Below are 15066 nucleotides of genomic sequence, written 5' to 3'. Positions count from 1 at the left end.
GCCCATCCGCGCGAACGCTTGCAGCGCCGTCCCTGCGATGGCAAGGCCCCGGATCATGAGCGAAACAACCAATCCCGAAGCCAGCGAGGCCGGAGCCCTCGCCAAGACGTTCGAGCCCGCCGGGCTCGAGGCCAAGTGGTATGCCCACTGGGAAGCGAACGGCCTGTTCCGGCCCGAACGCCCCGATGCCGCGCCCTTCACCATCGTGAACCCGCCGCCGAACGTGACCGGCAGCCTCCACATCGGCCACGCGCTCGACAACACGCTGCAGGACGTGGTGATCCGCTATGAACGCCTGCGCGGCAAGGATGCGCTGTGGGTGGTTGGCACGGACCACGCCGGCATCGCCACGCAGATGGTCGTCGAACGCCAGATGGAAGCGCGGCAGGACAAGCGCACCAACTACACGCGCGAGCAGTTCGTGGAGAAGGTGTGGGAGTGGAAGGCGGAAAGCGGCGGCACGATCACCGGCCAGCTGCGCCGCCTCGGCTGCTCGATGGACTGGAGCCGCGAACAGTTCACGATGGACCCGCACTTCACCAAGGCGGTGGTGAAGGTCTTCGTCGATCTCTACAATCAGGGCCTGATCTACCGCGACAAGCGGCTGGTGAACTGGGACCCGAAGCTCAAGACCGCGATTTCGGACCTCGAGGTCGAGACGCGCGAGATCAAGGGTTCGTTCTGGCGCTTCCAGTATCCGCTGGCGGATGGCGCGGTGCGCGCGGACGGGCTCGACTACATCGAGGTCGCCACCACGCGGCCCGAAACGATGCTGGCCGACATGCTCGTCGCGGTGAACGCTGATGATCCGCGCTACAAGGCAGTGATCGGGCAGTTTGTCGTGCAGCCGCTGACTGGGCGCCGCCTGCAGATCGTGGCGGATGAGCACGCCGATCCGGAACTGGGTTCGGGCGCGGTGAAGATCACCCCGGGCCACGATTTCAACGACTTCGAAGTGGGCCGCCGCGCCGGGATCAAGGCGGGGGACATGCTCAACATGTTCGATGCCGAAGCGCGCGTGGTGCAGACCGCTGATGGGCTGGTGCCGGCCGAGTTCGTCGGGATGGACCGTTTCGACGCGCGCGCGCTGATCGTGCAGCGGATGAAGGAAGTGGGCCGTCTCGTCCCGCATCTGGTCAAGAACAAGGACGGCGAGGAAAGCGAACTCGACGCCGAACCGCGCACGATCCAGACCCCGTTCGGCGACCGCGGCGGCGTGGTGATTGAGCCCTGGCTCACCGACCAGTGGTACGTCGATGCCGAAAAGCTCGCCGTCGCGCCGATGGAAGCCGTGCGTTCGGGCGCGATCGAGATCGTGCCGAAGACCTGGGAGAAGACCTTCTTCAACTGGATGGAAAACATCCAGCCGTGGTGCGTGAGCCGCCAGCTTTGGTGGGGGCACCGGATTCCGGCTTGGTATGGCTCGGATGGCCAGTGCTATGTCGCCGAGAGCGAGGAAGAAGCGCAGTCCAAGGCAGGCGCCGGTGTCACGCTTTCCCGCGACGAGGACGTCCTCGACACCTGGTTCTCCTCTGCGCTCTGGCCCTTCGCCACGCTCGGCTGGCCGGATGAGAACGCGCCGCTGCTCAAGAAGCACTACCCCAACGACCTGCTCATTTCCGGGTTCGACATCCTGTTCTTCTGGGATGCGCGCATGGCGATGCAGGGCATCCACTTCATGAAAGAGGTGCCGTGGAAGCGGCTCTATCTGCATGGGCTGGTGCGCGCGGCGGACGGGCAGAAGATGTCCAAGTCCAAGGGCAACGTGGTCGATCCGCTGGGCCTGATCGACAAGTACGGCGCGGATGCGCTGCGCTTCTTCATGTGCGCCATGGAAAGCCAGGGCCGCGACGTGAAGATGGATGAGCGCCGGGTCGAGGGCTATCGCAACTTCGCGACCAAGCTGTGGAACGCCGCGCGGTTCTGCATGGCGAACGGGATCACCGGCAGCACCTCGGTCGCCGCGCCTGCCGCAACGAGCGCGGTCAATCGCTGGATCATCGGCGAAGTGGTCGAAACCGTCTCCGCGCTCCATCAGGCGATGGCGGACTTACGCTTCGATGCCGCCGCGAACACGGTCTACCACTTCGTTTGGGACCAGTTCTGCGACTGGTACATCGAGCTCATCAAGGGCAGCTTCGACGACGAGACCCGCGCCGTCGCGGGGTGGGTGCTCGATCAAATTCTGGTGATGCTCCACCCGTTCATGCCCTTCGTGACCGAAGAGCTGTGGCATGCGCTGGGTGAGCGTTCGGCAGAGCTGATCGTGGCGGAATGGCCTGCCCCGCAGGCCAGCGTCGATCCGGCGGCGAAGGCCGAAGTGGAATGGTTGATCGCTCTTGTCGGGCAAATTCGCTCTGCCCGAGCCGAGATGAACATATCACCGTCCGTGCGAACCGACATAATTGTCCACAATGACACGAAAGTGGTCAACGGTTCCGTCGATTACGGTGCTAGGTCTGATCTAATCGTGCAATTCAAGGCAAATGGCCCCGCACTTTCTCGAATGGCTCGGCTCGACGTTGTGCAATTTGCGATGTCAGGAGCAGCGTTTGTTCTTTCTACTGGCGAGGAGATTGACCGGACTGCTTATGTCTCTGGCAAAAACGCTGCATTTCAAATCGTCGTTTCAGACACGTCCTATTCAATCCCCCTCGAAGGCGTGATCGACATCGCCGCCGAAAAGGCCCGCCTCGAAAGGGCGCTCGCCGCGTCCGAGAAGGAAGCCAAGTCGCTTGAAGGCCGCCTCTCCAACCCGGCCTTCGCCGAAAAGGCCAAGCCCGAAGCGGTCGAAAAGGCCCGCGCCGACCATGCCCACCACCGTGCCGAGGCCACCCGCCTCGCCGCCGCATTGGCGCGCCTCGGATGAGCCTGACGCTCGCCACCACCACGCCCGGCGAGCCGGAAATCTTCCCCTCGCTGCAGGGCGAAGGCCCTTCGGCGGGGCGGCCTTGCGTGTTCGTGCGGCTCTCGCGCTGCAACCTGGCCTGTCGCTGGTGCGACACCGCCTATACCTGGCGCTTTACCGGCGATATCCGCCCGCACCGCGATGATGTGACGTTCGAGCGGATCGACAACCAGATCACGCTCGACGTGCGCGAGGTGGCCATGCGCATTCTCGCGCTCAGGCCGACGCGGCTGGTGATCACCGGGGGCGAACCGCTGCTGCAGGCTCCAGCGCTTGGCCGGCTCATCCCCATGCTCAAGGAAGCGGTCCCCGCGCTGGAGGTCGAGATCGAGACCAATGGCAGCGTCCCGCCGCCCCACGCGATCACCCAGCTGGTCGATCAGTTCAACGTAAGCCCCAAGCTTTCACACTCAGGCAATGCCGAGAACCTCGCCATCGTGCCCGATCTGATGCGCGAATGGGCTGCGAGCCAGAAGGTGTGGTTCAAGTTCGTGGTGGGCAGCGAAGACGACCTCAATGAAGTCGCCGAATTGCAGGCGCTTTACCACATTCCGCCTGAGCGGCTGTTCCTGATGCCCGAGGGCACCTCCAGCGAGGTGCTCCGCGAGCGGTCAAAGTGGCTGGCTGGCGCCGCGCTCACGCACGGCTGGCGCTTTACCGACCGGCTGCACATCCACCTTTATGGCGATACGCGCGGGACCTGATCCGCACACTTAAGCCTTCCAATTTCCGCTCACCCTGAGCCTGTCGAAGGGTGCTGGCGCAACGTTAGCGCTGTAATGCTTCGACAAGCTCAGCATGAGCGGTTTGGGAATTGGGCTGCAACTCTTCTGAGCCGCGGCTCAGAACGGGATATCGTCGTCGAGATCATCGCCGAAACCGCCGGCGGGCGAACCGCCGCCGCCCTGATTCCAGCCGCCACCGGACGAGGCACCGCCCGAACGACCGCCGCCGCTGGAGGAGCCGCCTTCGTTCCAGCCGCCGCCCGAGCGCTGGCCACCGCCTCCGCCCATGCCGCCGCCGCCCGAACCGCCCTGCGGACCATCAAGCATGGTCAGCGAACCGCCGACGCCGACCGAAATCTCGGTCGTGTAGCGGTCATTGCCGGACTGGTCCTGCCACTTGCGGGTGCGCAGCTGGCCTTCGATGTAGACCTTGCTGCCCTTCTTGAGAAAGCGTTCGGCCACGCCGACCAGCCCGTCGGACTGGAGCACGACGCTGTGCCATTCGGTGCGCTCCTTGCGCTCGCCGGTGGCCTTGTCCTTCCATTGCTCGCTGGTGGCTATGCGCAGATTGGCGATGCGCCCGCCGTTCTGGAAGCTCTTCACCTCAGGGTCCTGCCCGAGATTGCCGATCAGAATGACCTTGTTGACGCTGCCTGCCATTGATTCGCGATCCTGTACCGTGTGAGGCCAAGGCCTAGCGCTTGGCGCCGGTCAGAGCGAGTCTGGCACCGCCCCAATTTTTCCACAACTCACCCCAGCCCGAAGGCCACCGCGGTCCAGTAGGTGATGCCTGCCGCCAGATAGGCGAGGCCGAATAAGTAGGCGAGCATGAAGGCGGGCCAGGTCCACCCGTTGGTCTCACGCCGGGTGACCGCAATGGTCGACATGCATTGCGGCGCGAACACGAACCACGCAAGGAAGGCGAGCGCGGTAGCCAGGCTCCAGTGCGATTTGAGCTGGGCGCCCAGCGCTTGGCCCTGCGCGGCATCGTCGCTGGCGCCCACGGCGTAAGTCGTCGCCAGCGCGCTGACGGCCACTTCGCGCGCGGCCATCGCGGGAATCAGCGCGAGCGCGATATCGCGGTTGAAGCCGATCGGTTCGATCACCACGGCAAGCCCGTTGGCAATATGCCCCGCGACCGAGGCATTGACCTGATCCTGCGGATTTTCCGCGCGCGGGAAATTGAGCAGCAGCCACAGCACCACCGTGACGCCGAAGATCATCGTTCCCGCGCGGCGCAGGAAGACATAGGCGCGCTGCCACAGCCCGAGCGCGAGGTCCTTCACCGTCGGCAACTGGTACTTGGGCATTTCCATGATGAAGCCCGATGCCGCGCCTTTCGTGATCGTCCGGCGAAGCAGCAGCGCCGCGCCCATCGCGCCCAGCACGCCGAAGACATAGAGCCCGAACAGCACGAGGCCCTGCTGGCCGATGCCTGGCAGCACCTGGGCGTTGGGCACGAAGGCGGCGATGATTACTGTATAGACCGGCAGCCGCGCCGAGCAGGTCATCAGCGGGGCGATCAGAATCGTGGTCAGCCGGTCCTTCGGATCGGTGATGCTGCGGGTCGCCATGATCCCCGGCACCGCGCAGGCAAAGCTGGAGAGCAGCGGGATGAAGCTGCGGCCCGAAAGGCCGACGCCCGCCATCGCGCGGTCCATCAGGAAGGCTGCGCGCGCCATGTAGCCGGTCGCCTCCATCGTCAGGATGAAGAAGAACAGGATCAGGATCTGCGGCAGGAACACCACCACCGAGCCGACGCCCGCGATCACGCCGTCGGTCAGGAAATCGCGCAGGAGCGATGCAGGAAGCGCGCCGCGCACCGCATCACCGAGGGCGGAAGCGCCGCCGTCAAGCGCATCCTGCAGCGGCGCGGCCCAGCTGAACACGGCCTGGAAAACCACGAAGAGCAGCGCGAGGAGGATCGGCGGGCCGAGCCAGGGATGCAGCAGCACCCGGTCAAGCTGCGCGTGGATGCGGTGCTGCGCGGTTTCGGAAAGGATCGCCCCGCGCGCCATCTGACGGGCCAGCATGCGTCGCTCAGGTGCGGTGACATGGGGGCGCGGTGCAGGTGCCTGATCCGCCGGTGCGTCGCGCAGCGCGGCAACCGCTGCGATGAGTTCGGCCAGCCCGCGCCGCCGCACCGCCACGGTCGGATAGACCGGAACCCCCAGCGCCGAGGCTAGCGCACCGGCATCGATCACCAACCCGTCGCGCTCGGCCAGGTCCACCATGTTGAGCGCGACGACCACCGGCCGGCCAAGCTCGATGATTTCCTGCGCAAAGACCAGATGCTGTTCGAGGTTCGAGGCATCGAGCACGATCACCAGCACGTCGGGCTGGGTCTGCCCGGCCATGCGGCCCATGATCACATCGCGGGTGACTTCCTCGTCCGGGCTCGACGGATTGAGGCTGTAGGAGCCGGGCAGATCGACCAGTTCGACCGGTTCGCCGCTCGGCAGCAACATGCGGCCGGATTTGCGCTCCACCGTCACGCCCGGATAGTTGGCGATCTTCTGACGTGCGCCGGTCAGCGCATTGAACAGCGCGCTCTTGCCCGCATTGGGATTGCCGACCAGCGCGGCGATCATGGTCTGGCGGGTCATGCTGCGGGCACCGCCATGAGTTCGACTTGCATCGCCCGGGCATGCACGCGCCGCAGCGCCACTGTCATCCGGCCGATCTCGATCGCAAGGGGATCGCGCCCCAGAAAGACGCCGCGATAGGCAAGTCGCACTTCGGCGCCTTCCTCGATCCCCAGCGCCTTCAGTCGCTGCGCTTCTTCAGGCACGAGCGCATCCCAATCGGCGGAGATGATCCGAGCGGGCTTGCCAAGGGGGAGTTCGTCGAGTGTCACACCGCGAGCGCTGCCACAGCGCCCGCGCCATTGCAAGTCATTCGCAATAACTGCTGACGATCACCGTGTCGGATAGCGCAAGCGGCCGAGCAGCCGGGTCACGCTGAAGGTCTCGTCCGCCGGTTTCGCGGTAAAGCGCGCCTTGGCTTTCTCGAAGCGCATGATGCCGTCGATTCGGCGGGCGAGGAAGGCGCGGGTCTCCTCGCGGTCCTCGCTCTTGTCCTCCGCCATGACCGCCAGGGTCGCAGCGTAGATCGAGCCGAGGATCGCGCGCTTGGTATAGTGGTTGTAGTCGGTCGCGGTATCACCCGCGAGCCGCCACATCGCATCCGCGCTGCGCCAGGCAAGCTTCGTCGCGGCGGGCACGTTCCACGGTTTGGCCAACTCGATCAGCGCGCCGCGCAGCGCTTCCTCGCGCCCGGCAATCTGGTCGAGCCGGAAGGTGACGAGCGCGGTGATCCGCTCGCGCACTTTCATGGTGGCGAGATGCTCGGCCGGCAATGCCTCGGCCATCGCGCGGTCGATGCTGCCCGCCCACGCGGTTATCATCGCCATCGCCGCCGATTGTCCGCCCTCGCCCTGAAAGGCGAAGCGCGCCGCAGCGGGATCGATCCCGGCGATCTCCGCGGCCTCGTTCACCGCTGCTTCGGTCCAGCCGTCGAACGCGGCGGCTTCGGCGATATGCGGGGCAAGGCTGAGGCGAAGGTCCTCGAGCGAAAGGTCGGCAGTTGCTGCGTCGATCATGGTCCGTCCGTTCAGAACGAGGGGCCGTAGGTCTTCTTCTGACCCGCCGCGCCCCCCTTGGCCGAATTCGCGATCTCGTTTGCGACCGCACTGTCCTTGCCATCCAGCAGCGCATAATCGCGCGCGGACCGGCCCGAATTGTCCGGACGGTCCGGATTGGCACCGGCCTTCAGCAACAACCGCACCATGGCCAGATCGCGCCGATGCACGGCGGTGATCAGCGGCGTTTCCCCGGTGTTGTTGGGCTCGTCCACCTTGGCGCCCGAGGTGATCAGGTAATCGACCCCCTCGATGAAGCCGAGATTGCAAGCCAGCACCAGTGGCGTCGTGCCCCTGGCATCGCGCACGTTGACGTTGGCCCCGTGCGAGACGAGGAACTGCATCCAAGTCAGGTCTCGCCGCGCGGTCACGATGTGCAGGCCGCTCTCGCCGGTGCTGACATCGCGGGTGTTGACGATCTGGGTGCCCGGCTCATTGAGCGCGTCGGTCACCTTCTGGCCGTCCTTCTTGCGCACGGCTTCGAGGAATTTGTAGCTTTCGGAGAACTGCGCATGCGCGGGGAGAGCCGCGCCCAGCGCGCCCAGCAGCGCGGCGGCGGCCAGCCCTGCGCGAAGCCCGCGTGCGATCACCGTCCTGTCCCTCATCACGTCTGCCCCGTCCTTCTCGATAAAGCGCGCACTCTGCTCGTCGTGCAGCAGAGTCGCCCCTTGCAAGCCGCTGGTTAGCAGAGCATGAACCGCCGCGCCATGGACCCCAAGAGACCTATTCGTGCCCGCTTGCGCACCGCCCTCGCGGCTTCCGCGCTTCTCCTGCTATCCGCATGCAGCGGCGCATCCAGCGAACCGCCGCCGCTTGAAGGCGCAGCCATCGGCGGGGATTTCACGCTGGTCGACAAGACGGGGAAGATCGTGCACGCCGCTGATTTCAAGGGGCGCTACACCACGCTCTATTTCGGCTATTCGTTCTGCCCCGATGTCTGCCCGCTCGATGTGCAGGTGCTGATGCAGGGCTATCACCGCTTCGCCAAGGCACATCCCGATCTCGCGCCCAAGGTCGTTCCGCTGTTCATCACCATCGACCCCGCGCGCGACAAGCCCGAGGTCGTCGGCCAGTTCGCCGCGCATTTCGGCAAGGAGCTCATCGGCCTCACCGGCAGCGAGGCGCAGATCGCGCAGATCGCCAAGTCCTACGCGGTCTATTACAAGAAGGGCCAGGGCACTGGCCCCAAAGACTATCTGATGGATCACAGCCGCGCGGCCTATCTCATGGGGCCGCAAGGCCAGCCGATCGCGCTGCTGCCGGTCGACAAGGATGCGAATGCCGTGGCTGACGAACTCGCCAAGTGGGTGCATTGAGGCGCTGATGCCCGGCTCGCCGCCATCTTCCGGCCGTTTCTGGGACAAGCCGATCGAGGCGCTGACCCGCGATGAGTGGGAAGCGCTGTGCGACGGCTGCGGCAAGTGCTGCCTCCACAAGCTGGAAGACGAGGACACCGGCGAGGTCCATCACACCAACGTCGCCTGCCGCCTGCTCGATCTCTCCACCGGGCGCTGCTCGGATTATCGCCACCGCAAGGCGATGGTGCCTGATTGCCTGCGCCTCACCCCCCGGCTGGTTCGCGAGGTGCCGTGGCTGCCTGCGACCTGCGCCTATCGCCTGCGTGCGGACGGCAAGCCCCTGCCCGCCTGGCACTACCTTGAATGCGGAGACCGCGAGGAAGTGCGCCGCACTGGCCATTCGGTGATCGGCCGTGCGGTGAGCGAAGTGCTGGCTGGCCCGCTTGAGGAGCATATCGTGCCGGACGGCCTGGCCTTCGGGGCGAAGGACGCATGATATCGCTGCCGCGCCTGCTACCTCGGGGACGCGCGGCGCGCCCAACACCGCCGCCCCGCACGCTGATGGTGGGAGACCGCGAATTGCCGGTGGTGATCCGCCGCCTGCGCACCGCGCGCCGCATCACCTTGCGCCTTGCTCCCGATGGCAGCGAGGCCCGCATCTCGATGCCCGAATGGGGGCGCAGTGCCGATGCCTTGCGCTTTGCCGAGCAGCGCCGCGACTGGCTGGCCGCCCAGCTTGAGCGCATCCCGCCCCCGGCGCGGATCGAGCCCGGCTGCACGCTTACCGTTCGCGGAGAGGCGCTGCGGGTCGAATGGCGACAGGGTGCCCCGCGCCGCCCGGCAATCACGGACGGCCAGCTTTTGCTGGGCGGTCCGGCCGATGGCATGGAGGGCCGCCTGCGCCGCTGGCTCGAAGCCGAAGCGCTGCGGCTGGCGGGCGCCGACCTTGCCCACTACTGCGCCCGCGCCGGTCAACCGGTGCCGAAACTGGCGCTGTCGCGCGCGCTCCGCCGCTGGGGCAGCTGCAGCAGCCGCGGCGTGATCCGCATCAACTGGCGGCTGGTCATGGCCCCCGATTTCGTGCGCCGCTCGGTCGTCGCGCACGAAGTGGCGCACATGACCCACTTCGATCACAGCCTGGCATTCCACGCGCATCTCGACGAGATTTACGAAGCGCCGATCGAACATGCCAATCGCTGGCTCAAGGCGGAGGGGCGCGGCCTCTACCACCCCTTCGGCTAGTGGACACGCCAGGCACTGGCGCAGGACCGCACCAAGCTCTATCTAGGCTGTCATGAAAGAGTTTTTCCGCAACGTCTCCCCGGTGCGCGCCGCCAAGGACCTCTGGCAGATCCTCGGTGCGCCGAGCGAGTACCGCCTGCGCTCACTGGCGCTGGCGATGCTGGTCACGCTCGGGATCTTCTCGGTCATGTGGCAGCAGGGCGGCCGCGGCCTGCCGCGCCCGCCCGAGGTGATCTACTTCGAAAGCTGGCGCGCCGACCGCAGTGATGCCGAAATCATCGCCGGCAATATCGAGGCAACGAAGAAAGCCCGCGCCGAAGCTGCGGCCGAGCAGGCCCGCGCCGATGATGTGCGCAAGATGTACAAGGCCGTCGGTGCCGCCACCGGCCTTGATACCGAGGCAATGGACCGTAAGGCGCAAGCCGAGCGCGAGGCCGAAGCCCGCGCTGCGGCGGCGCGCGACAAGGCGCTGCTCGACCGGCTGGTAGTGAAGCCAACCGCCGCCCCCGCACCCTCGACCGCCAAGGCGCCCTGAACCCGGTGGCCTTCAGTGATGCCGACTGGCTGGATGCCGCCGCTGCGCTGGCCGCGCGCAGCCGCCCGCTCAGCAGCCCGAACCCTGCTGTCGGCGCGCTGATCGTCAAGCATGGCCGCGTGATCGGGCGCGGCTGGACCCAGCCCGGCGGCCGCCCACATGCAGAGGCGCAGGCCTTGGCGCAGGCCGGGGCCCAAGCGCGCGGTGCCACTGCTTACGTCACGCTCGAACCCTGCGCCCACGATAGCCCGCGCGGCCCTGCCTGCGCGCACAGCTTGCGCGATGCCGGGCTCGCCCGCGTGGTGATCGGTTGCGAGGATCCCGATCCGCGCACCGCCAGCGCGGGAATCGCGCTGCTGCGCGAAGCGGGCATCACGGCGGAGCTGGTCCCCTCGCCTGCCGCCCTGCGCTCGCTTGAAGGCTACCTCACCCGCGCCCACTTTGGCCGCCCGCACACGACCCTCAAGCTCGCCACCTCGCTCGATGGCTGCATCGCGATGGCCGATGGCACCAGCCAGTGGATCACCGGCCCCGAAGCGCGCGCCCACGGCCATGCCACGCGAGCCCGCTGCGATGCCATCCTCGTCGGCGGCGAGACGCTGCGCGCCGATTCGCCCCGGCTCGATGTGCGCCTCCCCGGCCTCGCAGCGCGCAGCCCCGCACGCTGGGTGCTCACGCGCGGCACCGCGCCTGAAGGCTGGCAGGCTATCGCCGATCCGGCGGACGGCCGCTTCGGCGAGGCGCAGTATCTCCTCATCGAAGGCGGCGCGGGCGCTGCCGCCGCTTTCCTCGCCGCAGACCGCATCGATCGCCTGCTGCTCTACCGCGCCCCCATCCTGATCGGCGCAGGCCAGCGCGGCCTCGGCGAGATCGGCCTCGCCTCCCTCGCCGAGGCACATGGCCGGTGGTGCCTGATCGATCAGCGGCGGCTTGGCAGCGATACGCTCGACGTCTACGACCGGACCCGCTGAAGGAGACCACAGACCCATGTTCACAGGCATCGTCACCGAAGTCGGCCGCATCCGCGCCATCGCCACCAAGGGCGATACGCGCGTGACGATTGCCTGCGCAATGGACTCGTCGAAGATCGCCATCGGCGCCTCGATCGCCTGCTCGGGCGTCTGCCTGACCGTCGTTGATCGCGGTGGCACGGCGGGGGACAGCTGGTTCGCGGTTGACGTCTCGGGCGAGACGATCAGCCGCACCGCCCCGGCGCAGTGGCACGAACATGCCCCGCTCAATCTCGAACCCGCGCTCAAGCTGGGTGACGAACTCGGTGGCCATATCGTCACCGGCCATGTCGATGCCGTCGGCCATGTCGTCTCGGTCGATCAGACCGGCGGCTCGTGGCACGTGGTCGTGGCGGCCCCGCCCGAACTGGCACCCTACATCGCGGCCAAAGGCTCGATCACCGTCGACGGCGTCTCGCTCACCGTCAACGATCTGGCTGACCAGCCGGACGGTGCGTGCCACTTCATGCTCAACATCATCCCGCACACCGCCGAAGTGACCACGCTGGGCACGCTCGCGCCGGGCCGCGAAGTGAACCTCGAGATCGACGTCCTCGCTCGCTACCTGAAGCGGATGCAAAGCCTCGCTTCGGCGGGCTGAGACATGGCGAGGATCAGCACCGAAGCCAAGGTCCCCGCGATCACGCTCGGCTTCTGGCTGATCAAGATTCTCGCCACAACATTGGGCGAAACTGGCGGCGATACCGTCTCGATGACCTGGCTGGGCGAGACGACGCCTGACGCGGGGGCTGCGGGGCTCAACGGATACCTTGTCGGCACGCTGATCTTCGGCGCGGCGCTCGCACTCCTTGTCTGGTTGCAGATCCGTGCGAGCCGCTTTGCGCCCTGGCTCTATTGGGCCACGATCATCGCCTCCACTACGGCGGGCACCACGCTGGCAGACTTTGCCACCCGCTCGCTCGGGATCGGTTACCCCGGCGGCTCGTTGCTACTGCTGGCCTGCGTGCTCGCCTCGCTCCTTGTCTGGTACCGCAGCCTCGGCACCATCGCGGCCGATACCGTGGCTACTCCTGCAGCCGAGCTCTATTACTGGATCACCATCACCTTCTCGCAGACGCTTGGAACCGCGCTGGGAGACTGGGTGGCCGATGCCGGCGCAGGCTATGGCGGAGGCGCGCTAGTGTTCAGTGCGGCCTTGGGCGTGGTTGCGCTGCTTGTCTGGTTCACCACCACCAGCCGCGTCGTGCTGTTCTGGGCCGCCTTCATCCTGACCCGCCCGCTCGGCGCGACCGTGGGCGATTTCCTCGACAAGCCCCTTGCAAGCGGCGGGCTTGAGATCAGCCGCCCGCTTGCCACCGCCCTGCTCGCAGCGCTGATCGCACTGCTGATCCTCGTGCTGCCGCAGCGCGCGGGGCGTCATCCGGAAGCGCGCGCCAACTAGCGCGCGCAAAACGCAGACCGTTCAGCCCGCGATATCGCGCAGCGCGCCGATGAAGCTTTCGATATTGCCGGTCGTCAGGCCCGCGATGTTCACGCGGCCCGATCCGGCCATATAGACGCCGTGCTTCTCGCGCAGCGCCATGATCTGCTCGCCCGAAAGCGGCAGCATCGAGAACAGGCCCTTCTGGTGCCCGAGCGGCGCCATGTTGATCGGCCCGATCTGCTGCGCGGCAGCCAGCCGCTCGCGCACTTCGGCCATGCGCGCGCGCATCGCGGTGAGTTCGTCGATCCACTGCGCGGTGAGCGTGGCATCACCCAGGATCAGCCGCACCGCCGCCGCACCGTGATCGGGCGGCATCGACCAGCTCGCGCGCGCAATCGTCGCGCCATTGCCCATGGCATTGGCCAGCGCCGCAGCATCGCTCGTCACCGCATAGAACGCACCGACACGGTCGCGATAGAGGCCAAAATTCTTGTCGCAGCTGTAGGCGACCAGCGCTTCCGGCACAGCCGCAAGCACCTTGCGCAGGCCATAGGCATCGGCTTCCATACCGTCGCCCAGCCCCTGATAGGCAAGGTCGATCAGCGGCAGCACGCCGGAAGCGGCCACCATCGGCGCGATCTCGTCCCACTGCGCCGGCGTGTAATCGACGCCGGTTGGGTTGTGGCAGCAGCCATGGAGCAGCACGACATCGCCCGGCGCGGCATCGGCCAGCGCGGCGCGCAGCGCCTCAAGGTCAGCCGTGCCGTCCGCCGTCATATGCTTGAAAGTCTTGAGCTCCAGGCCCACCGCCGCCACGATCTGCGCGTGGTTGGGCCACGAAGGCACGCCCATCAGGATCCGCTTCGCACCCGCGCGCGCAGCCACTTCCACCGCGAGGCGCACCGCGCCGGTGCCGCCGGGAGCCTGCATCCCCTCGACGCGGCTGCGGTCGAAATCGGTGCCGAAGACGTAAGGGATCAGCGCATGGACAAAGCCCATGTCGCCCTCAGGCCCGAGATAAGCCTTGGAATTCTGCGTCTCGAGCAGAATGCGCTCGGCCGCCTTGATCGCGCCGAACACCGGCGTGTCGCCGTCTCCTGTGCGATAGACGCCCACACCAAGGTCGATCTTGGTCGGCCGGGGATCGGCGTTGTGGAGCTTGATCAGCGCAAGCAGCGCATCGGCGGGCTGGGCGTTCAGGGTCTCGAGCATGGGCGCGCCTTTGCCCCCAAACCGCGCCGGGCACAAGGGGCTGTGGGCATGCACTAATCGCTCAGAACGGCATCCACTTCTGGGTGCGGCTGAACTTCATGTAGCCCGCATTCACCCCGAGCCGCAGCCCCGCGCCGAAGCGCACCGGGATCACCACCACATCGCCGCGCCGCAGATAGCTCACATTGAAGCCGCCGACGAAATAGGCCTGCCCTTCGCCTGCACCGAAGCGCTTGAACAAGTCCTCGGAGTCATTGAGGTTGTAGACGAGCACGAAGGTGTTCGCCGCATTGGCGCCAAGGTCGAAGCCCACCGAAGGCCCCGTCCAGTACACCGGCCGTTCGCCCTCGATCTTGTGGTGCAGCGTCCCCGAACCATAGCGCAGCCCCACGACCACCGCACCGCCCGCCTCGCGCCCTGTGATATAGGCATTGGGCTGGCCCTGCTTCTTGAGGATATCCTGGATCATCAGCGCCAGGCCCTTGGCACCCTTGCCGAACACGCCCTCGGCCGCGCCGATGAGATCGTCCTCGCGGTAGGTCGTGCCATCGGCGGCAGTGCCCTTGGCTGCACCGGCCGCCGGCGGAATCGAGGCCATGCCCGGCCCCGCCGCCGCACTGCCTGCAGCAGGGGAGGAAAATGCCGGATCGCCCGTGCTCGTCGTTCCGACAGGTGCAGCCGGCGCGCTTGGCGAGGGTGCCGGCTGAGCAGGAGTCGGCGGAAGTGCTTGCGAACCCGGCTTTGCCGGCAAGTCTCCATCGATCGCAGTGTTGGGATCGATCTGCTGTACTTGCGCCTGCGCACCGGTGCCAAGCACCAGTCCCAAAGCGGCGAGCGCGATCGCAATGTTCCGGCTCAGTTTCATCACCCAATTCCTATCCTGCGGCCGTTTGCCGGTTCTTCGGCGCCGATCACCCGGCACCAGCGCTTGGGCCAGACCCTTTGTCACCCTATCAGACCCTCATCTCTTCCCCCGGCACAATGAACCGGCGATGAGCCGAGTCGATTTCACGCCGAGGCGAATCCCGGACGTTTGCCGGAATCGCGACCGCAAACACCGCAGGAAGCCCCTTGCCGCCCCCCCACTCCCTCGCTATAGCGCCCCCTCGCCG

At 66.7% G+C, this 15066-nt stretch carries 16 protein-coding genes; 9 read left to right on the top strand and 7 right to left on the bottom strand.

All coding sequences use genetic code 11. The features are described 5' to 3' along the window. Positions 1 to 55 precede the first annotated feature (55 nt). Positions 56 to 2869, top strand: a complete 2814-nt coding sequence (locus ACODS2_RS03360; RefSeq protein ID WP_488997552.1) for a valine--tRNA ligase — start codon at positions 56 to 58, stop codon at positions 2867 to 2869. Beyond that, positions 2866 to 3612: a 7-carboxy-7-deazaguanine synthase QueE gene (locus tag ACODS2_RS03355; RefSeq protein WP_488997551.1), complete on the top strand. Its 747-nt coding sequence runs from the start codon at positions 2866 to 2868 to the stop codon at positions 3610 to 3612. Before ACODS2_RS03360 ends, ACODS2_RS03355 begins: the two co-directional genes overlap by 4 nt. A gap of 138 nt (positions 3613 to 3750) precedes the next feature. Here ACODS2_RS03355 and ssb read toward each other — a convergent pair whose 3' ends face one another. The 5 genes from ssb to ACODS2_RS03330 form a co-directional block, all read right to left on the bottom strand. Next, entirely contained in the window at positions 3751 to 4293 is a 543-nt protein-coding gene (ssb, locus tag ACODS2_RS03350) for a single-stranded DNA-binding protein (protein WP_488997550.1), read from the bottom strand. Between the two features lie 89 nt (positions 4294 to 4382). Beyond that, a complete protein-coding gene (gene feoB / locus ACODS2_RS03345; RefSeq protein WP_488997549.1) occupies positions 4383 to 6239 on the bottom strand; it encodes a ferrous iron transporter B in 1857 nt (618 codons plus the stop codon). Further along, on the bottom strand, positions 6236 to 6490 hold the full coding sequence (locus ACODS2_RS03340) for a FeoA family protein (protein WP_488997548.1): 255 nt from the start codon (positions 6488 to 6490) through the stop codon (positions 6236 to 6238). Before ACODS2_RS03340 ends, feoB begins: the two co-directional genes overlap by 4 nt. Before the next feature lie 60 nt (positions 6491 to 6550). Next, entirely contained in the window at positions 6551 to 7234 is a 684-nt protein-coding gene (locus ACODS2_RS03335) for a COQ9 family protein (RefSeq protein WP_488997547.1), read from the bottom strand. Positions 7235 to 7245: 11 nt separating this feature from the next. Beyond that, positions 7246 to 7878 carry an ankyrin repeat domain-containing protein gene (locus ACODS2_RS03330; RefSeq protein ID WP_488997907.1) on the bottom strand — a complete coding sequence of 211 codons (633 nt, stop codon included), beginning with the start codon at positions 7876 to 7878 and terminating at the stop codon, positions 7246 to 7248. A gap of 87 nt (positions 7879 to 7965) precedes the next feature. On the opposite strand from ACODS2_RS03330, the gene ACODS2_RS03325 reads away from it, so the two are divergent. From ACODS2_RS03325 to ACODS2_RS03295, 7 genes are read left to right on the top strand one after another with little or no spacing between them, the layout of a single operon-like run. Further along, entirely contained in the window at positions 7966 to 8589 is a 624-nt protein-coding gene (locus ACODS2_RS03325; protein ID WP_488997546.1) for an SCO family protein, read from the top strand. Between the two features lie 7 nt (positions 8590 to 8596). Then, on the top strand, positions 8597 to 9067 hold the full coding sequence (locus ACODS2_RS03320; protein WP_488997545.1) for a YcgN family cysteine cluster protein: 471 nt from the start codon (positions 8597 to 8599) through the stop codon (positions 9065 to 9067). After that, on the top strand, positions 9064 to 9813 hold the full coding sequence (locus ACODS2_RS03315; protein WP_488997544.1) for a M48 family metallopeptidase: 750 nt from the start codon (positions 9064 to 9066) through the stop codon (positions 9811 to 9813). Before ACODS2_RS03320 ends, ACODS2_RS03315 begins: the two co-directional genes overlap by 4 nt. A 52-nt stretch (positions 9814 to 9865) precedes the next feature. Beyond that, positions 9866 to 10348, top strand: coding sequence for a hypothetical protein (locus ACODS2_RS03310; protein WP_488997543.1), 483 nt, complete (start codon positions 9866 to 9868; stop codon positions 10346 to 10348). Further along, positions 10345 to 11319 (top strand): bifunctional diaminohydroxyphosphoribosylaminopyrimidine deaminase/5-amino-6-(5-phosphoribosylamino)uracil reductase RibD, encoded by a 975-nt coding sequence (gene ribD / locus ACODS2_RS03305; protein ID WP_488997906.1) that lies wholly within the window; start codon positions 10345 to 10347, stop codon positions 11317 to 11319. Before ACODS2_RS03310 ends, ribD begins: the two co-directional genes overlap by 4 nt. Before the next feature lie 16 nt (positions 11320 to 11335). After that, positions 11336 to 11959 carry a riboflavin synthase gene (locus ACODS2_RS03300; protein ID WP_488997542.1) on the top strand — a complete coding sequence of 208 codons (624 nt, stop codon included), beginning with the start codon at positions 11336 to 11338 and terminating at the stop codon, positions 11957 to 11959. Between the two features lie 3 nt (positions 11960 to 11962). Then, a complete protein-coding gene (locus tag ACODS2_RS03295) occupies positions 11963 to 12760 on the top strand; it encodes a COG4705 family protein (RefSeq protein WP_488997541.1) in 798 nt (265 codons plus the stop codon). Positions 12761 to 12781: 21 nt separating this feature from the next. On the opposite strand, the gene ACODS2_RS03290 is transcribed toward ACODS2_RS03295, so the two are convergent. Both ACODS2_RS03290 and ACODS2_RS03285 read right to left on the bottom strand, forming a co-directional pair. Continuing rightward, positions 12782 to 13954 (bottom strand): amino acid aminotransferase, encoded by a 1173-nt coding sequence (locus tag ACODS2_RS03290; RefSeq protein WP_488997540.1) that lies wholly within the window; start codon positions 13952 to 13954, stop codon positions 12782 to 12784. Between the two features lie 61 nt (positions 13955 to 14015). Next, positions 14016 to 14819 (bottom strand): DUF1134 domain-containing protein, encoded by an 804-nt coding sequence (locus ACODS2_RS03285; protein ID WP_488997539.1) that lies wholly within the window; start codon positions 14817 to 14819, stop codon positions 14016 to 14018. Positions 14820 to 15066: the final 247 nt, after the last annotated feature.

Source organism: Novosphingobium sp. FG137, assembly GCF_057809735.1.
Note: the sequence above shows the minus strand (reverse complement) of the source record. Positions and strands in the feature narration are given on the sequence as shown.